Annotated in this window: 20 protein-coding genes and 1 pseudogene; 5 read left to right on the forward strand and 16 right to left on the reverse strand. The window is 49.5% G+C overall.

Annotated features, from left to right (window positions below; translation table 11 throughout):
* The first annotated feature begins 101 nt into the window (after positions 1–101).
* A complete protein-coding gene (locus ABXS88_RS13005) occupies positions 102–806 on the forward strand; it encodes a class I SAM-dependent methyltransferase (RefSeq protein ID WP_353672467.1) in 705 nt (234 codons plus the stop codon).
* Between the two features lie 375 nt (positions 807–1,181).
* On the opposite strand, the gene ABXS88_RS13010 is transcribed toward ABXS88_RS13005, so the two are convergent.
* The 3 genes and pseudogenes from ABXS88_RS13010 to ABXS88_RS13020 all read right to left on the reverse strand — a co-directional run bounded on the left by ABXS88_RS13010 (position 1,182) and on the right by ABXS88_RS13020 (position 3,044).
* Positions 1,182–1,646, reverse strand: coding sequence for a transposase (locus ABXS88_RS13010; RefSeq protein WP_353672468.1), 465 nt, complete (start codon positions 1,644–1,646; stop codon positions 1,182–1,184).
* Between the two features lie 11 nt (positions 1,647–1,657).
* Positions 1,658–2,029 carry a transposase gene (locus tag ABXS88_RS13015; protein WP_353672469.1) on the reverse strand — a complete coding sequence of 124 codons (372 nt, stop codon included), beginning with the start codon at positions 2,027–2,029 and terminating at the stop codon, positions 1,658–1,660.
* Between the two features lie 168 nt (positions 2,030–2,197).
* A pseudogene (locus ABXS88_RS13020) lies at positions 2,198–3,044 on the reverse strand (IS630 family transposase).
* A gap of 171 nt (positions 3,045–3,215) precedes the next feature.
* Between ABXS88_RS13020 and ABXS88_RS13025 the strand changes: the two are divergent.
* Positions 3,216–3,503 carry a hypothetical protein gene (locus tag ABXS88_RS13025; RefSeq protein ID WP_353672470.1) on the forward strand — a complete coding sequence of 96 codons (288 nt, stop codon included), beginning with the start codon at positions 3,216–3,218 and terminating at the stop codon, positions 3,501–3,503.
* Between the two features lie 173 nt (positions 3,504–3,676).
* Here the strand turns inward: ABXS88_RS13025 and katG are convergent, their stop codons facing one another.
* The 3 genes from katG to psbA all read right to left on the reverse strand — a co-directional run bounded on the left by katG (position 3,677) and on the right by psbA (position 8,614).
* Positions 3,677–5,851 carry a catalase/peroxidase HPI gene (gene katG / locus ABXS88_RS13030; RefSeq protein ID WP_353672471.1) on the reverse strand — a complete coding sequence of 725 codons (2,175 nt, stop codon included), beginning with the start codon at positions 5,849–5,851 and terminating at the stop codon, positions 3,677–3,679.
* A gap of 491 nt (positions 5,852–6,342) precedes the next feature.
* Positions 6,343–7,104 (reverse strand): Coq4 family protein, encoded by a 762-nt coding sequence (locus ABXS88_RS13035; protein ID WP_353672472.1) that lies wholly within the window; start codon positions 7,102–7,104, stop codon positions 6,343–6,345.
* A gap of 427 nt (positions 7,105–7,531) precedes the next feature.
* The gene (psbA, locus tag ABXS88_RS13040; RefSeq protein WP_353672473.1) at positions 7,532–8,614 is read right to left on the reverse strand and encodes a photosystem II q(b) protein; all 1,083 of its coding nucleotides are present in this window, start codon (positions 8,612–8,614) and stop codon (positions 7,532–7,534) included.
* 301 nt (positions 8,615–8,915) lie between these two features.
* On the opposite strand from psbA, the gene ABXS88_RS13045 reads away from it, so the two are divergent.
* From ABXS88_RS13045 to cysC, 3 genes are all read left to right on the forward strand, one after another.
* Positions 8,916–9,428 carry an isoprenylcysteine carboxylmethyltransferase family protein gene (locus ABXS88_RS13045; RefSeq protein WP_353672474.1) on the forward strand — a complete coding sequence of 171 codons (513 nt, stop codon included), beginning with the start codon at positions 8,916–8,918 and terminating at the stop codon, positions 9,426–9,428.
* A gap of 157 nt (positions 9,429–9,585) precedes the next feature.
* Complete coding sequence (petC, locus tag ABXS88_RS13050) at positions 9,586–10,119, forward strand: cytochrome b6-f complex iron-sulfur subunit (RefSeq protein WP_353672475.1); 534 nt, start codon at positions 9,586–9,588, stop codon at positions 10,117–10,119.
* 155 nt (positions 10,120–10,274) lie between these two features.
* Positions 10,275–10,814, forward strand: a complete 540-nt coding sequence (gene cysC / locus ABXS88_RS13055; protein WP_353672476.1) for an adenylyl-sulfate kinase — start codon at positions 10,275–10,277, stop codon at positions 10,812–10,814.
* Between the two features lie 19 nt (positions 10,815–10,833).
* Here cysC and ABXS88_RS13060 read toward each other — a convergent pair whose 3' ends face one another.
* The 10 genes from ABXS88_RS13060 to ABXS88_RS13105 form a co-directional block, all read right to left on the reverse strand.
* Positions 10,834–11,826, reverse strand: a complete 993-nt coding sequence (locus tag ABXS88_RS13060) for a pentapeptide repeat-containing protein (protein WP_353672477.1) — start codon at positions 11,824–11,826, stop codon at positions 10,834–10,836.
* Between the two features lie 4 nt (positions 11,827–11,830).
* Positions 11,831–13,009 carry a hypothetical protein gene (locus ABXS88_RS13065; protein WP_353672478.1) on the reverse strand — a complete coding sequence of 393 codons (1,179 nt, stop codon included), beginning with the start codon at positions 13,007–13,009 and terminating at the stop codon, positions 11,831–11,833.
* Positions 13,010–13,140: 131 nt separating this feature from the next.
* Positions 13,141–14,124 (reverse strand): DNA polymerase III subunit delta, encoded by a 984-nt coding sequence (gene holA, locus ABXS88_RS13070; protein ID WP_353672479.1) that lies wholly within the window; start codon positions 14,122–14,124, stop codon positions 13,141–13,143.
* Between the two features lie 6 nt (positions 14,125–14,130).
* Complete coding sequence (locus ABXS88_RS13075; RefSeq protein WP_353672480.1) at positions 14,131–14,325, reverse strand: hypothetical protein; 195 nt, start codon at positions 14,323–14,325, stop codon at positions 14,131–14,133.
* Positions 14,326–14,370: 45 nt separating this feature from the next.
* On the reverse strand, positions 14,371–15,081 hold the full coding sequence (locus ABXS88_RS13080; protein WP_353672481.1) for an HAD family phosphatase: 711 nt from the start codon (positions 15,079–15,081) through the stop codon (positions 14,371–14,373).
* Positions 15,082–15,122: 41 nt separating this feature from the next.
* Positions 15,123–16,040 (reverse strand): NAD(+) kinase, encoded by a 918-nt coding sequence (locus tag ABXS88_RS13085; RefSeq protein WP_353672482.1) that lies wholly within the window; start codon positions 16,038–16,040, stop codon positions 15,123–15,125.
* Between the two features lie 50 nt (positions 16,041–16,090).
* Complete coding sequence (locus ABXS88_RS13090; RefSeq protein WP_353672483.1) at positions 16,091–17,068, reverse strand: SDR family oxidoreductase; 978 nt, start codon at positions 17,066–17,068, stop codon at positions 16,091–16,093.
* Positions 17,069–17,153: 85 nt separating this feature from the next.
* Positions 17,154–17,561: a hypothetical protein gene (locus tag ABXS88_RS13095; RefSeq protein WP_353672484.1), complete on the reverse strand. Its 408-nt coding sequence runs from the start codon at positions 17,559–17,561 to the stop codon at positions 17,154–17,156.
* 132 nt (positions 17,562–17,693) lie between these two features.
* Complete coding sequence (locus ABXS88_RS13100; protein ID WP_353672485.1) at positions 17,694–19,085, reverse strand: hemolysin family protein; 1,392 nt, start codon at positions 19,083–19,085, stop codon at positions 17,694–17,696.
* 356 nt (positions 19,086–19,441) lie between these two features.
* Positions 19,442–21,130 carry an iron ABC transporter permease gene (locus ABXS88_RS13105; RefSeq protein ID WP_353672486.1) on the reverse strand — a complete coding sequence of 563 codons (1,689 nt, stop codon included), beginning with the start codon at positions 21,128–21,130 and terminating at the stop codon, positions 19,442–19,444.
* Between the last annotated feature and the right edge of the window lie 21 nt (positions 21,131–21,151).

Below are 21,151 nucleotides of genomic sequence, written 5' to 3' on the forward strand. Positions count from 1 at the left end.
GATATATAATCGATGATATATGACTCAAGTGATAGCGTCTTGATTTTTATCATTTTCCGATTAATTTCTAACTATTTAAAAATAAGCAAAGGAGCCATTTCATGAACAACTTCAGTCCTGAACAAAAAATGCAGACAGAGTTTATATCTAAAAATCATCAAAGGCCAGATAGTTACTTTGGTGAATTTTTTGGTTATATGAAGCAATCTTTGGCTGCTGGAGGTTCTGAATTAGGTCTAGGCATGACGCTATTTTCGCTTGCAGTTAGCACAAAAGCTACAAGAATAATAGAAATAGGAAGATTCAAGGGATTTTCAACTCTTTGTCTTGCTAGTGCATTAAAATTTTTGGATATTGGTTGGCAAGAGCCTAAGCAACATCAGCAACGCCCAGACATAAATTACGATGTTTTCGAAAATCCTGGAGCAGGATTATTAATTTCAATTGATCCATTCCCTACAATAGAAGCAGAAGACTTGATTACCAAAACAAATCTAAACAAGTATGTTCAGTTCATTAATAAACGTTCAGATGAAGTTGATCTAGAAGGAGAATATGATTTGATTTTCATTGATGGTGATCATAGTTATGATGGGTGCAAACAAGATACTTTGCTGTATGTTCCATGGTTATTAAGATCTGGAGGTTACTTCATATTGCACGACTATTTTGGGTGGTATGATACAGAAGGACAAAATAATTCGCCTATCAAAAAAATTACCGACGAAATTATAGCCGAAGGCATATGTGAGCATATCTTGATTGATACGGGTTACATGTCTTTTACTGTGTTTCGAAAATGGTAATTGTTTAAGTAGGTACAAAGCAAGTAAACCATAATACCAGGTCAATAATGAATCATCAAAAAAATGAATACCAATAAAAAGTCCACTCATCTAAATCAATACTCTTGGTCTCCTTTTCAGCCTGTTCTCAGTTATGTTGAATCTCTTATTTCTAGCGATTTTAGAGTACTAGAAATAGGTCCTGGTCACATTCCTTTTTCTGCAGCAACTGAATTTATTGATTGGCAATCTTATCCTTCTCATGGCTCATCAAAAACAAAAATTCACGAATTAGATATTAATATTGATCCTTTGCCTTATGAAGATAAAAGCCTAGATTTTATTTATTGCAGACATGTATTGGAAGATATAGCTGATTTAAATAAGGGTGGGGCACTAGCTAGCACAATATTCACGGATTATTTCGTCAATACTTTTCTCTCCATTGGCATTGATTCTCGCTCTCTTCAAGGCACCAAAGTCATGTTCAATATCATTTAAATCAGGTGAGTATGTCGGTAGAAACAATACCTTGTGCCCGGCTTCCCCTACTAGCTGTCTTATTGTATTCTTTCGGTGAATTGGTGCATTATCCATGATTAAGACTGATAGCTCTTTCAAAGCTGGTAGCAAATGATATTTTAACCATCCCTCAAACCCCTCTGCATTTAGACTCCCCATAAATAACATTGGCGCTATAAAATCTTTTACTCCTTTTCTTCTTGCTGCTACTAAATTCTCTTTCTTTCCTCTTTTCCCCTGCTTTTCTCCATAGATTCTTGTTCCTCTTTTTGACCATCCATATATCAATGACACAAACTCCTCAAATCCCGCTTCATCTATAAACACTAGGCTTGCCATACCGTAAATTTTCACCAACTCTCGTAGCTCTCTATAGTATTCTGCTCTTTCACTGTGATTTCTTTCGTGATAGCGAAGTTGTTTTTTTTTCGCGTGATTTTCATCTTCTTAAATCTGTAACACAGAGAACCTGAAGTGACACCGAACTTCTGGGCTCGTTCCTTCAAGGGGATGTCGGGATTTTTCTTTACATCTTCTTCGAGTTCTTTAATGTCTACTTTCCTCTTACGATGCTCTACTTTGGTAGGAGCTAAGTCCTCTCTATCAAGCCATCGATAAATGCTAGATCTGCCGACCTTGAATATTCTTGAAGCTTTTGTTATACTACCGCCAGCTTCGATAAAGTTAATGACCTTTTGTCGCGAATCAAGGCTGTGAGCCATAATCAGTTCTTTCCGAAAGGAGTTCAGCAGTCATTGTAACGTAATCTCATAATCAACTGCCCCACTCTTAATCAAATTGGCTATATTTATAATCCTGCTTGGATATGCAAAGAAATGTCTCGTTGTGCAAAATCTGGATATATAGCCAATTCAAATAAGAATGGGACACTAACTGGCACAATATTCACGGATGATTTCGTCAATACTTTTCTCTCCATTGGCATTGATTCTTGCTCTCTTCAACGCCCCAAAGTCATGTTCAATGTCATTTAAATCAGGTGAGTATGTCGGCAGAAATAATACCTTGTGCCCGGCTTCCTCTACTAACTGTCTTATTGTATTCTTTCGGTGAATTGGTGCATTATCCATTATTAAGACTGATAGCCCTTTTAAATCTGGTAACAAATGATATTTTAACCATCCCTCAAACCCTTCTGCATTTAGACTCCCCATAAATAACATTGGCGCTATAAAGTCTTTTACTCCTTTTCTTCTTCCTGCCACTAAATTTTCTTTCTTTCCTCTTCTACCCTGCTTTTCTCCATAGATTCTTTTCCCTCTTTTTGACCATCCATATATCGATGATACAAACTCCTCAAACCCCGCTTCATCTATAAACACCAGGCTTGCAATACCGTAAATCTTCACCAACTCTCTTAGCTCTCTATAGTATTTTGCTCTTTCACCGTGATTTCTTTCTTGATAGCGAAGTTGTTTTTTTTTGCGTGATTTTCATCTTCTTAAATCTGTAGCACAGAGAACTTGAAGTAACACCGAATTTCTGGGCTCGTTCCTTCAAGGGGATGTCGGGATTTTTCTTTACATCTTCTTCGAGTTCTTTAATGTCTACTTTTTTCTTACGATGCTCTACCTTGGTGGGAGCAAGGTCTTCCCTATCAAGCCATCGATAAATGCTAGATCTGCCGACCTTGAATATTTGCGCCGCTTTTGTTACACTACCACCAGCTTCGATAAAGTTAATGACCTTTTGTCGCGAATCAAGGCTGTGAGCCATAATCAGTTTTTTCCGAAAGGAGTCCAGCAGTCATTGTAACGGAATTTCATAACCAACTGTCCCACTCTTAATCGAATTGGCTATATAGAGACTCCATCTCCCATAGCAGAATCTTGTCGTCATATTGATGGAGGAGCTCCATTTCATAGAGGATATATACATCATAGATATTTGGTTTGGGTTAATGATGACACATTAACTTTTTTGCCTAAATATCCAATTATTGAATATCTAGATTTTCTAGATGAAGATACTGAAATAGTGGAGTTACTGAATATGAGCCCTATTTATTGGAATACATACTATTTCTGGCAGGATCAAATTAAATTCTCATTACTTCAACACGATCAGGATTTCAAAGTTCAGTTAGACTATAAAGATGTAATTTCTGAAGCCATTAAAAAATCAGCATTAAATTCTTTAGAACTTTTCTTGCAACTTGGGCTAGATTCTGAGTAGCAGTGACATTTTCTAGAGCTAAAAGCATCAAGCCTTAAACAAACTACTTCGCTACAATAGTGCTTGAGCTTACAGCGAGAATAGCAAGCAGTTGAATCGAGATTTGGAGCACGTCAGAATAAGCACAAAACCCCAGGCCACAATTGGGAGTGACCGGGGGATTTATCTGGCCATTAAACAAGGTCGAAGCGATCGGCGTTCATCACCTTAGTCCAGGCGGCCACAAAGTCCTGCACAAACTTTTCCTGGTTATCATCCTGGGCGTACACTTCTGCATAGGCCCGCAGGATAGCGTTAGATCCAAAAACCAAGTCAACCCTTGTCGCTGTCCATTTGACGTGATCGGTTTGGCGATCCCGAATCTCATAAAGATTATTGGCGATAGGTTTCCAGGTGTAGTTCATGTCTGTTAGGTTAACGAAGAAATCATTCGTCAGTACCCCTTCGCGTTCCGTGAATATGCCGTGCTGAGTACCACCATAATTAGTCCCCAAGACACGCATACCACCAACCAAAACAGTCATTTCATGGGCCGTTAATCCCATCAGTTGTGTACGATCCAGCATTAATTCCTCTGGGCTAACCGCATAGTCTTGCTTGAGCCAGTTGCGATAACCATCGTGGACAGGTTCCAATACAGCAAAGGAGTCTGCATCGGTCAGGTCATCCGTGGCGTCGCCTCGACCAGGGAAAAAGGGAACGGTAATCTCAAAACCGGCAGCTTTACTCGCTTGTTCAATCCCAACGTTACCGGCTAGTACTATCACATCGGCGACGCTGGCACCGCTTTCCGTGGCAATGGCTTCCAGCACGGCTAAAACCTTTGTGAGACGAGCCGGTTCGTTACCGACCCAGTCCTTTTGAGGGGCCAGGCGAATACGGGCTCCGTTGGCTCCTCCTCGGTTGTCCGAACTCCGAAAGGTTCTGGCACTATCCCAAGCGGTGGTAACCATTTCGCTGATACTTAGCCCACTCGCAGCAATCTTCTCTTTCACGGCTTGAAGATTATAGTCGGTTGGCCCTGCCGGAATAGGATCTTGCCAAATCAGGTCTTCTTGAGGTGCCTCTGGGCCAATGTAACGAGACTTCGGCCCCATATCTCGGTGGGTCAGCTTGAACCATGCCCGTGCAAAGATCTCGGCAAAGTAAGCAGGATCCTGGTAAAAACGTTCGGAGATCTTCCGATAGTCAGGATCCATTTTCATGGCCATATCAGCATCGGTCATGATCAGGTTGAGACGGAGCGTAGGGTCTTCCACATCGAAGGGCTTGTCTTCTTCTTTGATATTGATGGGTTCCCACTGCCAGGCCCCCGCCGGACTCTTCTTCAACTCCCATTCATAATTGAGCAAGAAATGGAAATAACCGTTGTCCCAGCGAGTGGGGTAAGTTGTCCAGGCCCCCTCTAGGCCACTGGTTACTGTGTTACGTCCAATGCCGCGATGAGTCTTGTTCAGCCAGCCTAGTCCCTGGTCTTCAAGATCTGCTCCTTCGGGTTCCGAGCCCAGCAACCCAGTATCACCGTTGCCATGGCATTTCCCCACGGTGTGGCCCCCAGCCGTCAGGGCAACTGTCTCCTCATCGTTCATGGCCATACGAGCAAAGGTTACCCGCACGTCGTGAGCGGTTCTGAGGGGGTCAGGATTCCCATCGACGCCTTCGGGATTGACATAGATCAGGCCCATCATCACAGCGGCCAAGGGATTGTCTAAATCGCGCTCACCGGAATAGCGGCTATTGGGGTTATCAGTCGGGGCCAGCCATTCGGTCTCCGAACCCCAATAGATATCTTTTTCTGGATGCCAGATGTCTTCTCGTCCGAAGGCAAAGCCAAAGGTTTTCAGTCCCATGGATTCATAGGCAATGGTGCCGGCGTAGGCAATTAAATCGGCCCAACTGAGTTTATTACCGTACTTTTTCTTGATGGGCCAGAGCAGACGGCGTGCCTTATCTAGATTGGCGTTATCTGGCCAGGAGTTGAGAGGAGCAAAACGCTGGTTTCCGGTACCGGCTCCCCCTCGACCATCCGCAATCCGATAGGTGCCAGCGGCATGCCATGACATCCGGATCATCAGGCCCCCATAATGTCCCCAATCGGCTGGCCACCAAGCTTGGCTATCGGTCATCAGCGCCTGTAGGTCTTTTTTTAGCGCGGTGAAATCTAGTTTTTTAACTTCTTCTCGATAGTTAAAGTCCGCTCCCATGGGATTGGTTTTACTATCATGCTGATGCAGAATATCAAGATTAAGGGCCTTGGGCCACCATTCCATACTAGACATGCTATGGGCTGTTACAGCCCCATGCATTACCGGACATTTGCCCCCGAGGTTAGCCTGATTTTGACTCATTTCTCATATTCCTTTTTAAAGTTGATAATCAATATGCGGGTATTTTGTCGCATTCTGTAAGATTTAGTGTCCGACTTTAAACGTTGAGTAACCATCAATCATACATAGCTACGAATTATAGAGAAGAAAATTTATCTGTCACTCCAAATAAAGATTTTGTTAATATTTTCTACCTATCATCCTGGAAGATCCTAGCTATTCTAAATGGGGGCATGCAGGGCCGATGACCCAAAATCTAAAGTCTCCAGAGCTAGGTTAACCCAACCCATCTCAGCATTCCCTGAGGCCAGAGTAGAAAAAAAGCCCCCTAGACCTAGAGTGCTTCCATCCCTCGAGACCAAGACAAAGAATCAGAAACGGTGGGGTTTACCTAACCCTAAGTTTGAGGCGTAGCCAAGGCTACTACTTGGGTCTTGCCCAATGGGTTGTTGGGAATTTCATGAATGAAGCCCATGGAATAGGTCAATGGAGGGTCAATCCGTTGAAAGAGCTCAGGTGATCGCGGATCGTAATCTTGGATCGCTGTACCAGCTATAAATGCCCTCGGTAGCGGGTTCGATCTGGAATTCCGCTCGCAGTTCATCGAGGGAGTGTTCTAACATTTCTTCCCACTTCACAGGAAATAATGGTTTGGCCTTCATTCCCATCTCGATCCCGTCGCTAATCAGACGGAAACGATAGCCTAGGGTTCTTGCCTGTTCGATCGGATCTTCCACTTCCGAATACAGTCCGTCATTGGCAAAGAAAGCCATCATCATTGAGAGCAGATCGAGGAAAACAAAGGCAGGGAAGCCAATTTGCCCGCCGAACACTGAAATTACCCCTAATTCCCCGAAATTATCCAAACTAAACCCGGTCAGAATATGGTGAAGATCGTGGGTCTTATAGACTCGGAAGATGATGTAATCTTCTGGGTTTTCAAAACTAGGGGGAGTGCGATAAAACTGGGGATTGTAGCCCAGTGTGCTCATGATCCTCCCGTAAGTCCAACCAAGAGAACCCTTCGGCATATTTAACATTGCCTCTAGATTATAAGGAGGGCCAGCATAGCGCTCTTCTAACATCGCCCGTGACGCAGGATCTTGCTCGATGGCCTTGACGCAGATGCTCATTGGACGAGTCCCTTTGAGTCGATCGCTAAGATCGAAAACATTATTGACATCTTTTCCCGCACCCGCTGCTTTATCGACTAATTCGAGGAATTTTTGCAGGTTTTCGGGCGTAATTACTTTATCGATATACTGGAAACCCATAATTATCTCTCGTGAAAGGTTTTTGGTGAACGGCCCCACTCTAAACAGATAGGGCTTCCGACTCAAAGAGTCACTCTCTATTCCATACTAAAAGGTTTAGAACAGAGAGTCTTAGATCCTGGTGATAGGCTCATCCCTCGTTTCCAAAGTAAAGATGTATGGTGTCTACAAAGAGGTTGAGGAATCTCGCTTGATTTTAGCTTTCCGATGCTGTGCTAACTACCTACAAGCATAAAACATTGAGCCCCAAAGGACGGGGATTTCAAGTCCTTGCTGTTGAAAGTCTTCCAGGGCCAAACTAACTGCCAAGCCTCTACTCTATCCCGGCGTTCCCTGAGGCCATGGTAGAAAAGAAAAAAGCACCCTAGATCTAGAGTGTTTCCATGACTTGACACCATAACGAGGAATCAAAAACAGTGGGGTTGACTTAGCCCTGGATGTCAGGCGAAATCCAGGCAACCACTTGGCTCTCACCCGAGGCTAGGTCGAGGGGGAAGTTGTGGACGTTGCGTTCGTGCATTACTTCAAAGCCAATATTGGCGCGGTTGATCACATCGGCCCAGGTACTAACGGGATGACCTTGAGCATCCAGAATGGATTGGTTGAAGTTAAAGCCATTCAGATTAAAGGCGAAACAGGAAACCGCCAGGGCCGCAAACCAAATGCCGACGACCGGCCAGGCTCCAAGGAAGAAGTGGAGAGCCCGACTATTATTAAAAGAGGCGTATTGGAAGATCAGGCGGCCAAAGTAACCGTGGGCGGCCACAATATTATAGGTTTCTTCTTCCTGGCCAAATTTATAACCCGTATTTTGGGACTCAATCTCAGTCGTTTCACGAATCAAAGAAGAGGTCACCAGAGAACCATGCATGGCGGAGAAGAGCGCACCACCGAAGACACCCGCCACTCCCAGCATGTGGAAGGGATGCATCAAGACGTTATGCTCCGCCTGTAGCACCAGCATGAAGTTAAAGGTACCAGAGATCCCTAGGGGCAGACCATCGGAGAAGGAACCTTGACCGAGGGAGTAGATCAGTAGAACCGCAGTAGCGGCGGAAACTGGGGCCGAGTAGGCGACGCAAATCCAGGGCCGCATGCCGAGGCGGTAGGACAATTCCCACTGCCGTCCCATATAGCAAAAGATACCGATCAGAAAATGGAAAATAATCAGTTGGTAGGGGCCACCGTTGTAGAGCCATTCGTCTACGCTAGCGGCTTCCCAAATGGGGTAAAAGTGCAGGCCAATAGCATTGGAACTGGGAACCACGGCCGCCGTAATAATGTTATTGCCGTAGAGCAGAGAACCGGCAATAGGTTCCCGAATACCGTCAATATCCACGGGGGGTGCGGCAATAAAGGCAATCACAAAGCAGATCGTCGCGGTCAGTAGGGTGGGGATCATCAAGACACCAAACCAACCAATGTATAAGCGGTTAGCCGTGCTGGTAATCCACTGACAAAAGCGGGACCATAGACTTTGATCCTGTAATCCAAGTTGAGAAATGGTCATATCAGGATACCTAAAAAATAGGAAAAAATAACGCGCTGACCTACCGAAATCAACAGAAGAGTAAAATCAGCTTATTTATTTTATAATCAATTGGTTATTTTACTGTCAAGTCCTATTTGGGATTAGGTCCGCTTCTACTCAGAGGGGATAGAAACTCAAGAACAGGATTAAGCCCAGACAGAGCAAGGCAATCCGCAGGGAGGGAGAGGACATGACACAAGCTAAATCACCATATAGCGATTCTACTAAATAATTTTTGAGGCTACCATAAAGACTTAGGGATTCTTTTCACAAGCTGTTTATGAAGACAATCAAAGATGGGCCATCATTTGGCCCTTGGTGGCGCGGCCAAAAGGGTGAATACTGGGTGCTGGCCCAGGGCGTCCTCTGTGTAGGGTTTATGCTTTTGCCAGTATCTCCGTTGCCGGCGCTGGAGAGCCTACCGGCCCCTTGGCACTACGGCCGTTGGCTAGTGGCCGCCAGCCTGGGATTACTAGCCCTAGTTTTAATGCTAGGAGGAAGCCAGGCCCTGGGTAAAAACCTCACGCCTCTCCCCCACCCCAAGGCCGAGAGTGAACTGGTGACGACGGGCCTCTACGCTTGGGTGCGCCATCCCCTCTACAGCAGTCTGATTTTTCTGGCCCTGGCCTATGGCGTCGGACGCAGTAGCTGGGTGCATCTGCTAGGGGCTTTGGTGCTGTTCATCTTTTTTGACCAGAAAGCCCGCCAGGAAGAGCAATGGCTCCAGGCCAAATTTCCAACCTATGCCGACTACCAAACCCAGGTCAAAAAGCTAATTCCCGGCGTTTATTAAGACCCATGCTTATCCCTCCACCTCTGCTACACTTCCTTTGCTAGGCAGGACGGGGGAGCGGTATCGTCGGGTTTTAGAGATTTGGGATTAGTTGCAAGTTGTTACTCAATCGTTAATTGGTTATATTAAAAAATATTACAATTTTGAGGCTACAACCATGGACAACTCCGTTTCCCTTGAGGCCCCCTCTCTGTCGCGTCGACAACTCTTGAACTTTTTGACCGGGGCCGTTGTGGCCTCGGTGGCGGGCTTCGCTGCTTACCCTGCCGCCCGGTTTTTGAATCCCCCCTCGGAAGCGGGAGCGGGAGGCGCCATCCTGGCAAAAGACTCGTTAGGCAACGTTATTCCGGCTTCGCAGATACTGGCAGAGGCCCCAGGTTCTCGGGCCTTAGTAGCGGGCCTGGCGGGAGAACCGACTTATCTCATCGTTCAAGCTGATCAAACCCTGGCTGAAATAGGCCTGGTAGATGTTTGCACCCACTTGGGCTGTACCTTTCCTTGGAATGCCACCGAGCAAGAATTTCAATGTCCCTGCCATGGATCACGCTATGCCGCCGATGGTTCCGTAACCCGTGGCCCGGCCCCCCTGCCGCTGAAACTAGTCAGGGTGACGGTGATCGATGACGGTATTTGGTTGGCCCCCTGGACGGATCTCGACCCCCGCACCGGCGCAAAACCTTGGTGGGTGTAGTTTCCGCCGGGCTAGAGGGAAACCCCCTGGGTGGGAATCGCTGACCGTACTGGCCCTGATGCTTACCGGGCCGAGATAACCCTTGTCAGAGCATACCTGGCCGGGGTACGCTCTAGGTCGGTCACGATTTTTTCCATAAGACATCTTAAACAATTATGAAACAGCAAGGCGTAACCATCTGGCTGACGGGCCTGAGTGGTGCAGGCAAAACCACCATTACCCATGCCCTCGAAAAAAGACTGTTGGCCGGAGGCTACAGTATTGAAGTGCTCGATGGTGACGTGGTGCGAACAAACCTGACCAAGGGCCTAGGCTTTAGCAAGGAAGACCGGGACGAGAATATCCGTCGCATTGGTTTTGTGGCTAATTTGTTAACTCGCCATGGCGTTATTGTACTAGTTTCTGCCATCTCTCCCTATCGAGAAATCCGAGAAGAAGTAAGAGGCAAGATTGGCCATTTTATTGAAGTATTTGTCAATGCACCCCTCAGTGTCTGTGAAGAGCGGGATGTTAAGGGCCTCTATCAACGGGCCAGAAAAGGTGAAATTAAAGGCTTTACCGGCATTGATGATCCCTACGAGGCCCCCCTCAATCCTGAGGTTGAATGTCGTACCGACCTCGAAGACCTAGAGGAAAGCGTCGAAAAAATTTGGCGAAAATTGCTGGAAGCCGGCTATATCAACGCAGCCAATTAACGCAATCGAGTCTAGGGGCCTAGCGACTCACTTGCCCATCGGGCATCATAGCCCCCTGGAAGTTAGCCCCGGCCATATTAGCGCTCATCAAGTCAGCCCGCACCAGGTTGGCATTGATAAAATTGGCGTTCATCAGATTGGCCCGGGCCAGAAAAGCTTCAATCAATTCGGCCTCTTTAAAGTTAGCCCCGGTCAAATTAGCTCGGCTCATATCGGCACTATTCATGCGCGTCAGGCTCAGGTTAGCTCCACTCAGGTTAGCGCGGCTAAGGTTGATATGGGTCATGATCGCCCCTTGGCAATTAGCACTAATCATTTCGGCCTGGGGTAGTTGGGCCCGCATTAAGTTGGCATTGACGAGGTTAGCTCCATTCAAACGGGCCCCGGATAGGTTGGCATCTGTGAGCAGGGCCCCCCGCAGATTGGCATTGGTCAGGTCGGTTTTGCGGAGATCAGCATCCCGCAGGTTAGCCTCTCGTAGATTGGCCCCACTGAGGTCGGCTCGGCTCAAGTCCACTCCCTTCATATTGGCCCCCTGGAGGTCGGCCCGAGCCAGAATAGCGGCCTGTAAATTGGTGTAGTAGCTCTTTTTTTCCTGGCGCATATTGGCCCCCCGTAAACAAGCGCCCGTCAGAGTGGCCCCACTGAGATCCGCTCCCCGCAAATCAGCCCCAATTAAATTGGCATCCTGGAGGGTGGCTAGGGTAACATCACTATCGCGTAAAATACCGCCTTGGAGCAGAGCCCCATGGAAATTGGCATTGCGCAGATCGGCCCCACTCAAGTCACTTTGGTTTAAGCTGGCCCCACTGAGATTAGCCCCGACTAAGTTGGCCTGACAGAGATTGGCCCGGTTGAGGTAGGCAAAAAGAAGATTGGCCCCGCGGAGGTCAGCTTCTGTGAGGATAATACCGATCAGATCCGCGCCACCGAGGTCGATACCAGGGAGTTTAATGCCGGTAAAGAGGGTTTCTCCTGCTTGGTAACGCTGAATTAGTTCTTGGGCTTCCATGGCTTTAGAGGAGGGGTTTAAGGACTTTCATTAGGGTAGTGGCCGTATGGGTATAGGCCTCGGCCTCGGGCATCTCCTTGGCCTGGGCGTAGAGTTTGAGTTCTACTTCGTTGCAGGGCCGCTGGCTAAGAATTACCTGTTCAATCAGATCGTCCAGACCATAACTACGGAGCATTCCCCAATCTTGGCCGTTGCGATTCCAGCTATGGAACAGAATCGAGAAGAGGAGGATCTTGGCCCGCAGAGGATTGGCATACTGCATGATTTCCGAGCGCAGATCGAAGAGGTTATAGTCCTGTTTGGTTTCCTTCGAGGCCGGTGGGTTGGGAACAGGTACCGTTCCTAGAACCGTGAGGAGAGGCTCTGCACTCCTGGCCGGGGCTGGAAAATTGACGATGGCAGTCTGTTGATGCCCTGCATCGCGGCGAACAACGGCTAAAGCAGGTTCTGGGGTTGCATTACCGGCAAAGGAGAGGGAATCTTCGTACAACTTCTCCATCTGTTGCAGGATGACATTAGCAATGGCCAAGTAGAGAGTGGCTTTATTGATATTGTTAACAATCTGCTCAAAACTAGCCCTTAACTCAGCCAAATAGGGGTAGCGTTGGCGGAGTTCAAGAATGAGATTCACAAAGCCGTACTGATTAATTTTATCTAGGCTATTTTCCCAGTAGCCCTTGCCAACGGCAAACATCAGTTTTTCAATGCGTCCAGCCTCAGGGTGTTGACTGAGGTTTTGGGCAATATGACTGGCGAGCACCTGGGGACTGGCAACCAGGGCCGAGGAGGGGGTCGGCGAAACCAGGGGAGGATTAAAGCCCGTGGGCTGTTCAACGGATTCCACTTCGATGGCCGGAGCAACGTCTGGCTCCGCTTCTTCTGCCTTAGCGGCATAGATCGGCCCGAGTCGATCCAGAATCATCTTGGCCACAGCAGCATAGACCTTGGGACGATTCAGGGTCTTCACCAGCTTATACAAGGAAAAGGTGAGTTGCTCAATACTCGGCTTGATCTGAATGAGTTCTAATAGTAAGGATTCTAGGGACTGACTATTCAGAACATTGGGGTCATTTTCCCAATACTTTTTGCAGAGACAGAACACTAATTTTTTAGCACGCTGTCCTTCATCGTGCTGCTCTAGATAACGCGCCGTCTCGACAAGGATTTCAGAAGATAGGGCCATGGGCTTAGGATGCAGAAAACAGGTTAAGCGAATTCCTCTCACCGGAGGAGACGAAGCAAGCAAGGGAAATGGGCGTTATCTCTACCATCATAGAACTCCTCTCTCTGCCATTACTAAAGTATGCCCAATTTTTAACCCTTGAACAGCAGGGATAGCTCCAAGACTTTGGTCTGTAGGGTTCTGGCGGGATCGGCCCCCCGTTTCAGTTGCCATTCGAGATCCCGGAGTAGGGGCCAGCAGGCCAGTAGTTGCTTACTAGTTAGTCCCTGGAGTTCCTTGCGAATAAAGTAGAGTCGTTTAGGATTGCTGAGATCGGCGCGACTGGCGATCACTTTTTCGTCCTTTTCCCCGGATTCCAGGGCCAATTTAATGACAATCCAGGTGCGAAACTGGCCCACTAGGGTGGCCACAATTTTCAGCGCTGGCTCATTGCGGGCCAGCAGATCCGCCACCAACTGGAGGGCCTTAGCACTGTTGCCCTGGCGTAGGGCCTCAGCCAATTGCAGGCTACTTTGGGTGCTGGAATGAATTAGGGGACGAACTTGCTCGACGGTTAGGGGCTGGCAGTCACTGGAGGCAAGGAGTTTGAGTTTTTCTAACTCATTCCAAATTTGACGGGTGTTGTTACCCAGGGCTTCCGCTAAAAAATTGGCCACGGCGTGGGTTAAGGGGAGGCCCAAATCCTCGGCAATGCCCGTAATCTGAGCCACTAACTCATCACTTTTCCAAGGCGGAATTAGGGAAAATTCTCGCACTTGGGCCTGGGTTTGCAGCAGCTTTGTTGCTTTCAGGCGGCCATCGGGCTTTTTACTACTGGTGAAAAGGAGATGGCACTGGGGGGGAATTTGGGGCAGGGTGAGGGCCAATCTCTCCAACAAGGCCTCGCTACAATGCTGGCCCAAGGTCGATTCCACCACCCACACCAAGCGGTCACCGGCTCCAAAGGGAGGCGTCAGGGCCTGGGTCAGGGCCTGGCGGGTTGCATCCTCTAGTTCCCCTGGGATTTTTTCAAAGTTAAAGGCCTGCCACTGGGGGTCGAGTACCCGCTTTTGTAATTGCTTGACAGCTTGTTTGAGGGTAAAGTCATCCTCACCCCAGTAAAAATAAACTGGCATAACCCGTTAACGGCCCTTGAGGGCCTTTTGGAAGTTTTTGCGGTAGCTGGTATTGACAATAAACAAGGCGGGCCAAAGTAGGGAAAGCGTCAGACGGGCAGGCAAGCCCCGGTCAAAGTTAGTGTGGCGATAGCCCGAGAGAAATTTCCAGATGCCACCGATATAGGCAAGGGCGAGGAGGAAACCAATAATACCACCCATAAAAACTCAACGCATCAGCAAAATTGACGTCTCCTAGTGTAACGTCTAGGCCTCTGCGAGCGAACGCCGGGCCATGACAACTTCAATGCGGTCTAGGTCAATCTCGGTAAAGGAATCGACGGCCCAGTTGGCCCACCGTTGCATGAAGTGGTAGGGATAGGTATGGGCAAGGCCTAAAACTCGCATACCAGCGGCCTTAGCAGCCTGGAGTCCGGCCCAGCTATCTTCAATGGCCAGGCATTCCTGCGGCAACAGATCTGGCTGACGCTGTTGCAACTGAGCCAGGGCCAAAAGATAACCGTCTGGCTGGGGTTTACTCTGGGCCACGTCTTCCCCTGTGACCCGCACCGAAAAATAGGACAACAGCCCCCCCCGTTCTAGGACGTAATCCACCTCCGAACCAATGGCCCCCGTCACGAGGCCCCGTTCCCAAGGCCGTAAACTCAGCCGCTCGAGAAAGGCCTGTAGGCCAGGGTAGAAAGGGAGCGGGTCAAGCTGGCGCAGGGCCTGCCGATACCCCAAGGCTTTTCTGTGGATCAACTTGGTTAGGTAATCTTCACTGATACTGCGACCCCGATAGGCCCATAAATCCGGCAGGGCCGCCCGGTCACTTCTTCCCAGGGCAAACTGCTGGTATTCCCCCAGGGTCATGGGGCGCAGATTTTCTTGCAAGAGTAGCTCATCAACCAAGCGTCGGTGAATGGCCTCATCATTGATAATGACGCCATTGAAATCGAAAAGTACGGCTTTTAACATGAATCAGACATCAAGGCACCATGGTACTGGCAAGGCTGGTATCACGGTAATTCGACCGACGTCGGTTTGGCAATGTGGGGCAGGCCCCAACCCAGTTTTTCTCGCAAAATCCGAAAAAATTCCGGCGATTGTAGGCGAATGAATTTAGCGATAAAGGGGGATTTTTCGAGTTGAACCCGGTCTTCGGGCAGGACATAGCAACCGCCATTGCCGTCCACCACCATCACCATGCGATTAGGCGTTGCGGGAAATACCGTCACCGGCTCACTGTCAGAAAACACTAAGGCCCGGGAGGCCAGGGAATGAGGACAAATGGGGGCCAATTGCAAAACCGGGACATCCGGTGTCACCACCGGCCCTCCTGCGCTCAGGGAATAGGCCGTTGAGCCCGTGGGGGTTGAAATAATAATGCCATCGGCGGCAATATCAACAGGGGCGTGTAGACCAATTTGAATTTCAAAATGGCACATGCTGGTCAGGGGTTCGCGGTGAATCACCATCTCATTCAGGGAGAGGGCCTCCCAGAGGAGCGTCTCTTCCCGGAACAAACGCACGGCTAACATGGAGCGTTTTTCAATGCAGTACTGGCCACTAAGGAGTTGTTCCACTGCCTCGGCCAGTTGATTTAAGTAAATTTCCGTCAAAAAGCCCATGTGACCTGTGTTAATGGTCAACAGGGGTACCCCAATGGGGGCCAGTTGGCGAAAGGCCGATAGAACAGTACCATCTCCCCCCAGCACGACGGCAAAGGGCATATCGGCATCAAAGTCCGGTGGGGTCAAATGTTCAATGCGGGTATGACAAATAGGCCGCTCGGGTTGGGAATAGCCCAGTAGGCCGCCTCCCCCCGTTGCCATGACGACCTGATGGCCCGCTCGTTGAAACTGAGCCTGGAGGTCTTGGGCAACTTTGCAGGCAATGGGCTTGTCGTCGTTGAAGATAATGCCGACTTTTGGCACTGGCGCTAGATCCTACAAAATACACAGTATGGACGGTAAGGATGCTGGCTTTAGAAAAAGAAGCCCTTTTTCTTTTTATTCGTTCCCTGACTCTTACTTTGCTCGAAGTCGAGTTCCTTGAGTTTTTTCAGGATCCGTCCGAAATATTCTTGTAAGTAGGATTCTAAGGTGGTTGTTTCCTTTGGATCAAGGCCAAAACACTCATAGGTCTCAGCCATGGGAGCCGTCAGGGCCTTGCCACTGGCGAGGACTTCTGCAAAGGCCAAACGGTCGGAAATATTATAAGTCCACTGAAAAAAGCGGGTGAACTGGCGCATAAAGCGCAGGGCCCCCAGGGGAATTTTAGCGATGCGAGCCGTCCGCCCTGATAACCGTTCACACAATTGAATAATTTCTTCTCCTGTCCAGGCCTGATTGCCGACGAGGGCAAAGGTGCGTTTTTCCGTAGCGGGCACAGCTAAGGCTTGAACGGCAAATTTAGCAATGTCTTGGGTGTCCATGTAGGCTGTGGGAGTGGTTTCCCCGGTCATCCAGACGGATTGGTTATCCAGGATTGGAATGGCGTACTGGCTAATTAGGCCCTGCATAAAGCCGCAGAGTTGCAAAATGGTATAGTTGAGGCCTGATTCCATTAAAAATTGTTCCGTACAGGCCTTGATGTCCATCAGGGGAACGGTGGGATAGTTGGCGGCTCCCAGAATGGAAAAGAAAATATAGCGGTCAATGCCGGCGTTTTTCACCGCCCGAATCAGATTCACTTTGCCGTCCCAATCCACTTTTCGCACAGATAGGGAATCGGTGGCTCGGGCCGTAGCGGCGTCGATCACCGCTTCAATGCCCACCAGGGCCGGGGGAAGGCTGTCAGGTTTACAAAGGTCTCCGGTGACAAGCTCTGCCCCCCACTCCTTCAGAAACGCCGCTCGCCTTGGACTCCTGACTAAACAACGTACTGCATGCCCCTGGTCTAGAGCACGCCGAACCACCTGCCGTCCCAGGGTACCGGTCCCACCAACCACCAATAGTTGCATTTAAGTTTCGTAACGTTTTTTAAAGTTTCTCTAAGATATTATCAGAATCTGTTCCGTTAGGATTTGCAGGGCCGACAGATTTTCCCTAGTCGTCTTCGAGGAGGCCATTGGGCCCCGCCGCTTGGCAATGGGCTAAAAACTGCTCAAAGGCTGGGCGATTCGCCACGTCAATAATTCTGCCGCCAATTTCATCAAAGGTAGTGTTGCGGGGTTTGCGCCAGATGGGGGCCAGGGTAATTTCGACCTCCGGCAGTTGGGGTTGATCGGCTCGTTTAAGCATGACGGAAAAAGAAACCTCCGCCGGCCAGGTATTGGGGAGACTCAGACAGATCCCCGTTGAAGTCAAATCGAAGGAAACGCCGATAAAATTATGTTCCGGGTCAAGTACTTGACAAAAAGCCAACAGTCGCTGCTCGGAACGGCGTTCCTGCATCCGTTTTTCAAACTCGGCCTCAGAATACTCGCCGGGGGCCGGGGTGGGCTGGTCTATCATAAAGTCTCCTTGCTAAAAACGGTGAGTGAATTGGCTCTCCAGTATTTTAGACAAAAGGCTCCTAGAGTTCACCCCCAAAGTGTTCTTGGCAAGGCCCTGAATTCCCATCTGTTCCCAGACATCAGGAAAGGCTTAGGAGATAGGAGCGGAAGCCAGTGATGTCGAGGGTGATTCGAGGGACGTTGGCGCTTTTGTTACCCTACTCACCAAGGAACGATGAATGCGGATAGTTTCTAATTTTGGCCCGCTAGCGGTCACGACAGTAAAGGTCAACGGCCCGTACTCTAAACTCTCACCCGGGTTGGGAATCCGCTGCCATGTGTAGAGTAGGAATCCACCTAGGGTTTGATATTCATCGGTGAGGGGCAATTGCAGGCCGAGAATTTTGTTCGCTTCTGCTACGGTAATCCGTGCTTCCACCAGCAACGTCTGGGCATCTAAGCGTTGTAAGAGCAAGGGATTGTCGCCCTCCTCTGCTGATTCATCCCCTACAATCTCTGTCATCAGGTCTTCGAGGGTTACCAGGCCAGCGGTTCCTCCAAATTCATCGACAATGATCACCGCCTTGAGTTGGGTTTGTTGCATGGTCACCAGAAGTTCCGTCAGGGGCGTCGTCTCCGGGAAAAAACGCACGGGCTTGACCCAGGCACGGAGGGGAGAGGTCGGACTCAGTTGGCCCTGGTGTAGGGGCTTGGCCAAGTCGTGGAAATCGATTACTCCCTGAATGTCATCCAGGGATTCCCCCTTCACAGGAAAACAAGCATGGCCCGTCTGAGTAATGGCGGCTAATAAGTCCTGTAGAGTAGCGGTTTCCGGTAAAACCACCAATTGGGAACGGGGCACCATGATCGACTGGGCTAGGCTATTGCCGAGGCTGAACAGATTTTTCAAGAGGGTACGTTCGTGGCTATTTAGGCCGCTGGATTCCCCTTCGGTGCTGATGATTAGTTGTAATTCCTCCGGGGTGAGCCGTTGGGCCCAACGATGATGACTAATTTCCGCCCCCCCTAACCGTAGTAACACCTGGGTGGAGTAATTTAAGATTCCGAGGAAAGGAGAGATAACGCGGGCGATTCCTTGGATCAGCGGCGCTAAGGCCCGAGACAATTGCTCGGCGTAGAGGAGGGCCCAGGATTTAGGACACAATTCCCCTAGAACAATTTGTAAATAAGCGATCGCCACAAAGGTAATGGGAATGGCTAGCCCATGGGTGAGGACGGTCAAACCAGGGGCAAGACTCCCCGGCCCTGAAAAGAATTTTTGGAAGATGAGGGCCAGGGTATTTTCTCCTAGCCAGCCGAGGGTTAAGCTCGCCAGGGTAATTCCCAATTGGGTGGTGGACAGTAGTCGGTCTAGGCGACGCTGTAAAAATTGCACCGAGCGGGCAGGGCGGTCTCCGGCCTCCACGAGTTGATTGATGCGGGAACGACGAACCGCAATGATCGAAAATTCGGCAGTGACAAAAAAGGCATTAATCCCGATTAACAATAGGATTAAAAATAATCGACTGACAATCTCATCCATGGATATATCAAAATACTAAACTTCCCCAACAGGGCCAGGTAACAGGCAGGCGAGGCTGGCCTGTCTACGTCTCCGGCAAATCGATGCTCTACAATTGCAGACGCAGAAGCATAAGGAACCACGGCCGAGCGCTGGGCCAAGGAGAACGGAGACACCTCTGGGGGATAGTAGTCATAGGGCGGGAAAGGGATTGCCCACAACAAGACCGTCATTGTATCGAAATCGAGTCGGTCAAAACGTTGCCAGTGAGCCATTAATGGCCGATGACAAAGGTGGACAGCCTTCCCCTCAACTCCACGGGGATAAAGGAAAAATCACAATAATGTCCTATGATACCGCTTCCTCAAAATTTCGTCCTAGCTTAGCCGTGAGCTGGACGGGGGACGGGATTTTGCGATCTGGACACTCAGGAGAATAACGGGCAACAGGCCCACGACAATGATCGCTAGGGCCGGCGCGGCGGCCTCCGTCAAGCGTTCATCGGAGGCGTATTGATACACTCGAATCGCCAGGGTATCGAAATTGAAGGGACGAATCACCAGGGTTGCGGGTAATTCCTTCATCACGTCCACAAAAACTAGCATGACGGCCGTTAAAATTCCCCCACTCATCAGGGGCAGATGGACATTGAGCAGAACCTGCAGGGGCGATTTGCCCAGACTACGGGCCGCATCATCTAAACTGGGCTTGATCTTCGTCAGACTACTCTCCAAGGCCCCAAACCCCACCGCTAAAAATCGGACGAGGTAGGCATAGACGAGAATGACCAAGGTGCCACTCAATAGAAGCCCTGTGGAAAGGCCAAACGTGGCCCGCATCCAGGCATCCAGCCGATTATCAAAATAGCCTGCCGGAATCAGCACGCCTACGGCAATCACAGAGCCCGGAATCGCGTAGCCCAGGGCGGCAATGCGGACAGCGATCCGGAGTAACAGGCCCTGTTCTAAGCGTTGGCCATAGGCCAAAACCAAACCGAGAACAACGGCCAGCACCGCCGTCATACTGGAAACGAGTAGGCTGTGGCTAGCCAATTGAAAAAAGTTATTTTCTCCAACCTCTTGGGCATAGGCCCAGCAGAGATAGGCTAGGTAGGTTGCGGGGGCAACAAAGCCCAGTAGGAGGGGCAATCCCGTCAGGATCAAGGCTGCTAAACAACGCCATCCCTTTAAAGCGTAACGAGGGAGGGGATGGTGGGCACTGCTAGTTTGGTAATATTTGGCCCGTTGGCGAGACCAAGCTTCCAGTAGGAGTAGGGCCAGAATAAATAGCATCAATAGCACCGCCAACTGGGCCGCCCCGTTGCGTTCTCCCTGGCCAAACCAAGTATTGTAAATGCCGGTGGTAAAGGTATTAACCCCAAAATACTGCACCGTTCCAAAATCATTGAGGGTTTCCATCAGGGCCAGGGCCACCCCCGAGACAATGGCTGGCCGAGCCAGGGGCAGAGCCACTCGCCAAAAACTTTGCCAAGGGCCACAACCGAGGGAACGACTGGCTTCCAGACAAGCCAGGCCCTGTTCCAGGAAAGCCACCCTAGCCAAGAGATAGACGTAGGGATAAAGCACCAACACAAACAGGGCCATGGCCCCCCAGAGGGAGCGGATACTCGGAAACCAGTAATCCGTAGCGGACTGCCAGCCCAACAGGTCGCGAAGCCAACTCTGCACAGGGCCGTAGTAGTCCAATAGATTGGTGTAGGTGTAGGCCAACAGGTAGGCCGGGGCAGAAAGGGGCAACAGTAGCCCCCATTCCAGATAGCGACTGCCAGGAAATTGGCAGAGGGTGACCAGCCAAGCCGTACTCACCCCCAGAACTAACACCCCTAAGCCCACCCCCAGCATCAAAATCAGGGAATTGAGGATGTATTCCCCCAGCACAGTTTCCGCCAGTTGTTGCCAGAGGGCCCAGTTAATGGAAAACAGGCTACTGACAACCGCAAAAACGGGAATGGCAATTAACCCGGCAATCACCAGGGCCAGGAACAGCCAAATAGGGTGCCTTCCGGGTAAGGACAGTCGTTTCACAAAAAAGGGGGCATCAATCATAGATAGCGGTACAGAGGTTCT

The organism is Synechocystis sp. LKSZ1, assembly GCF_040436315.1.
GTDB lineage: Bacteria > Cyanobacteriota > Cyanobacteriia > Cyanobacteriales > Microcystaceae > Synechocystis.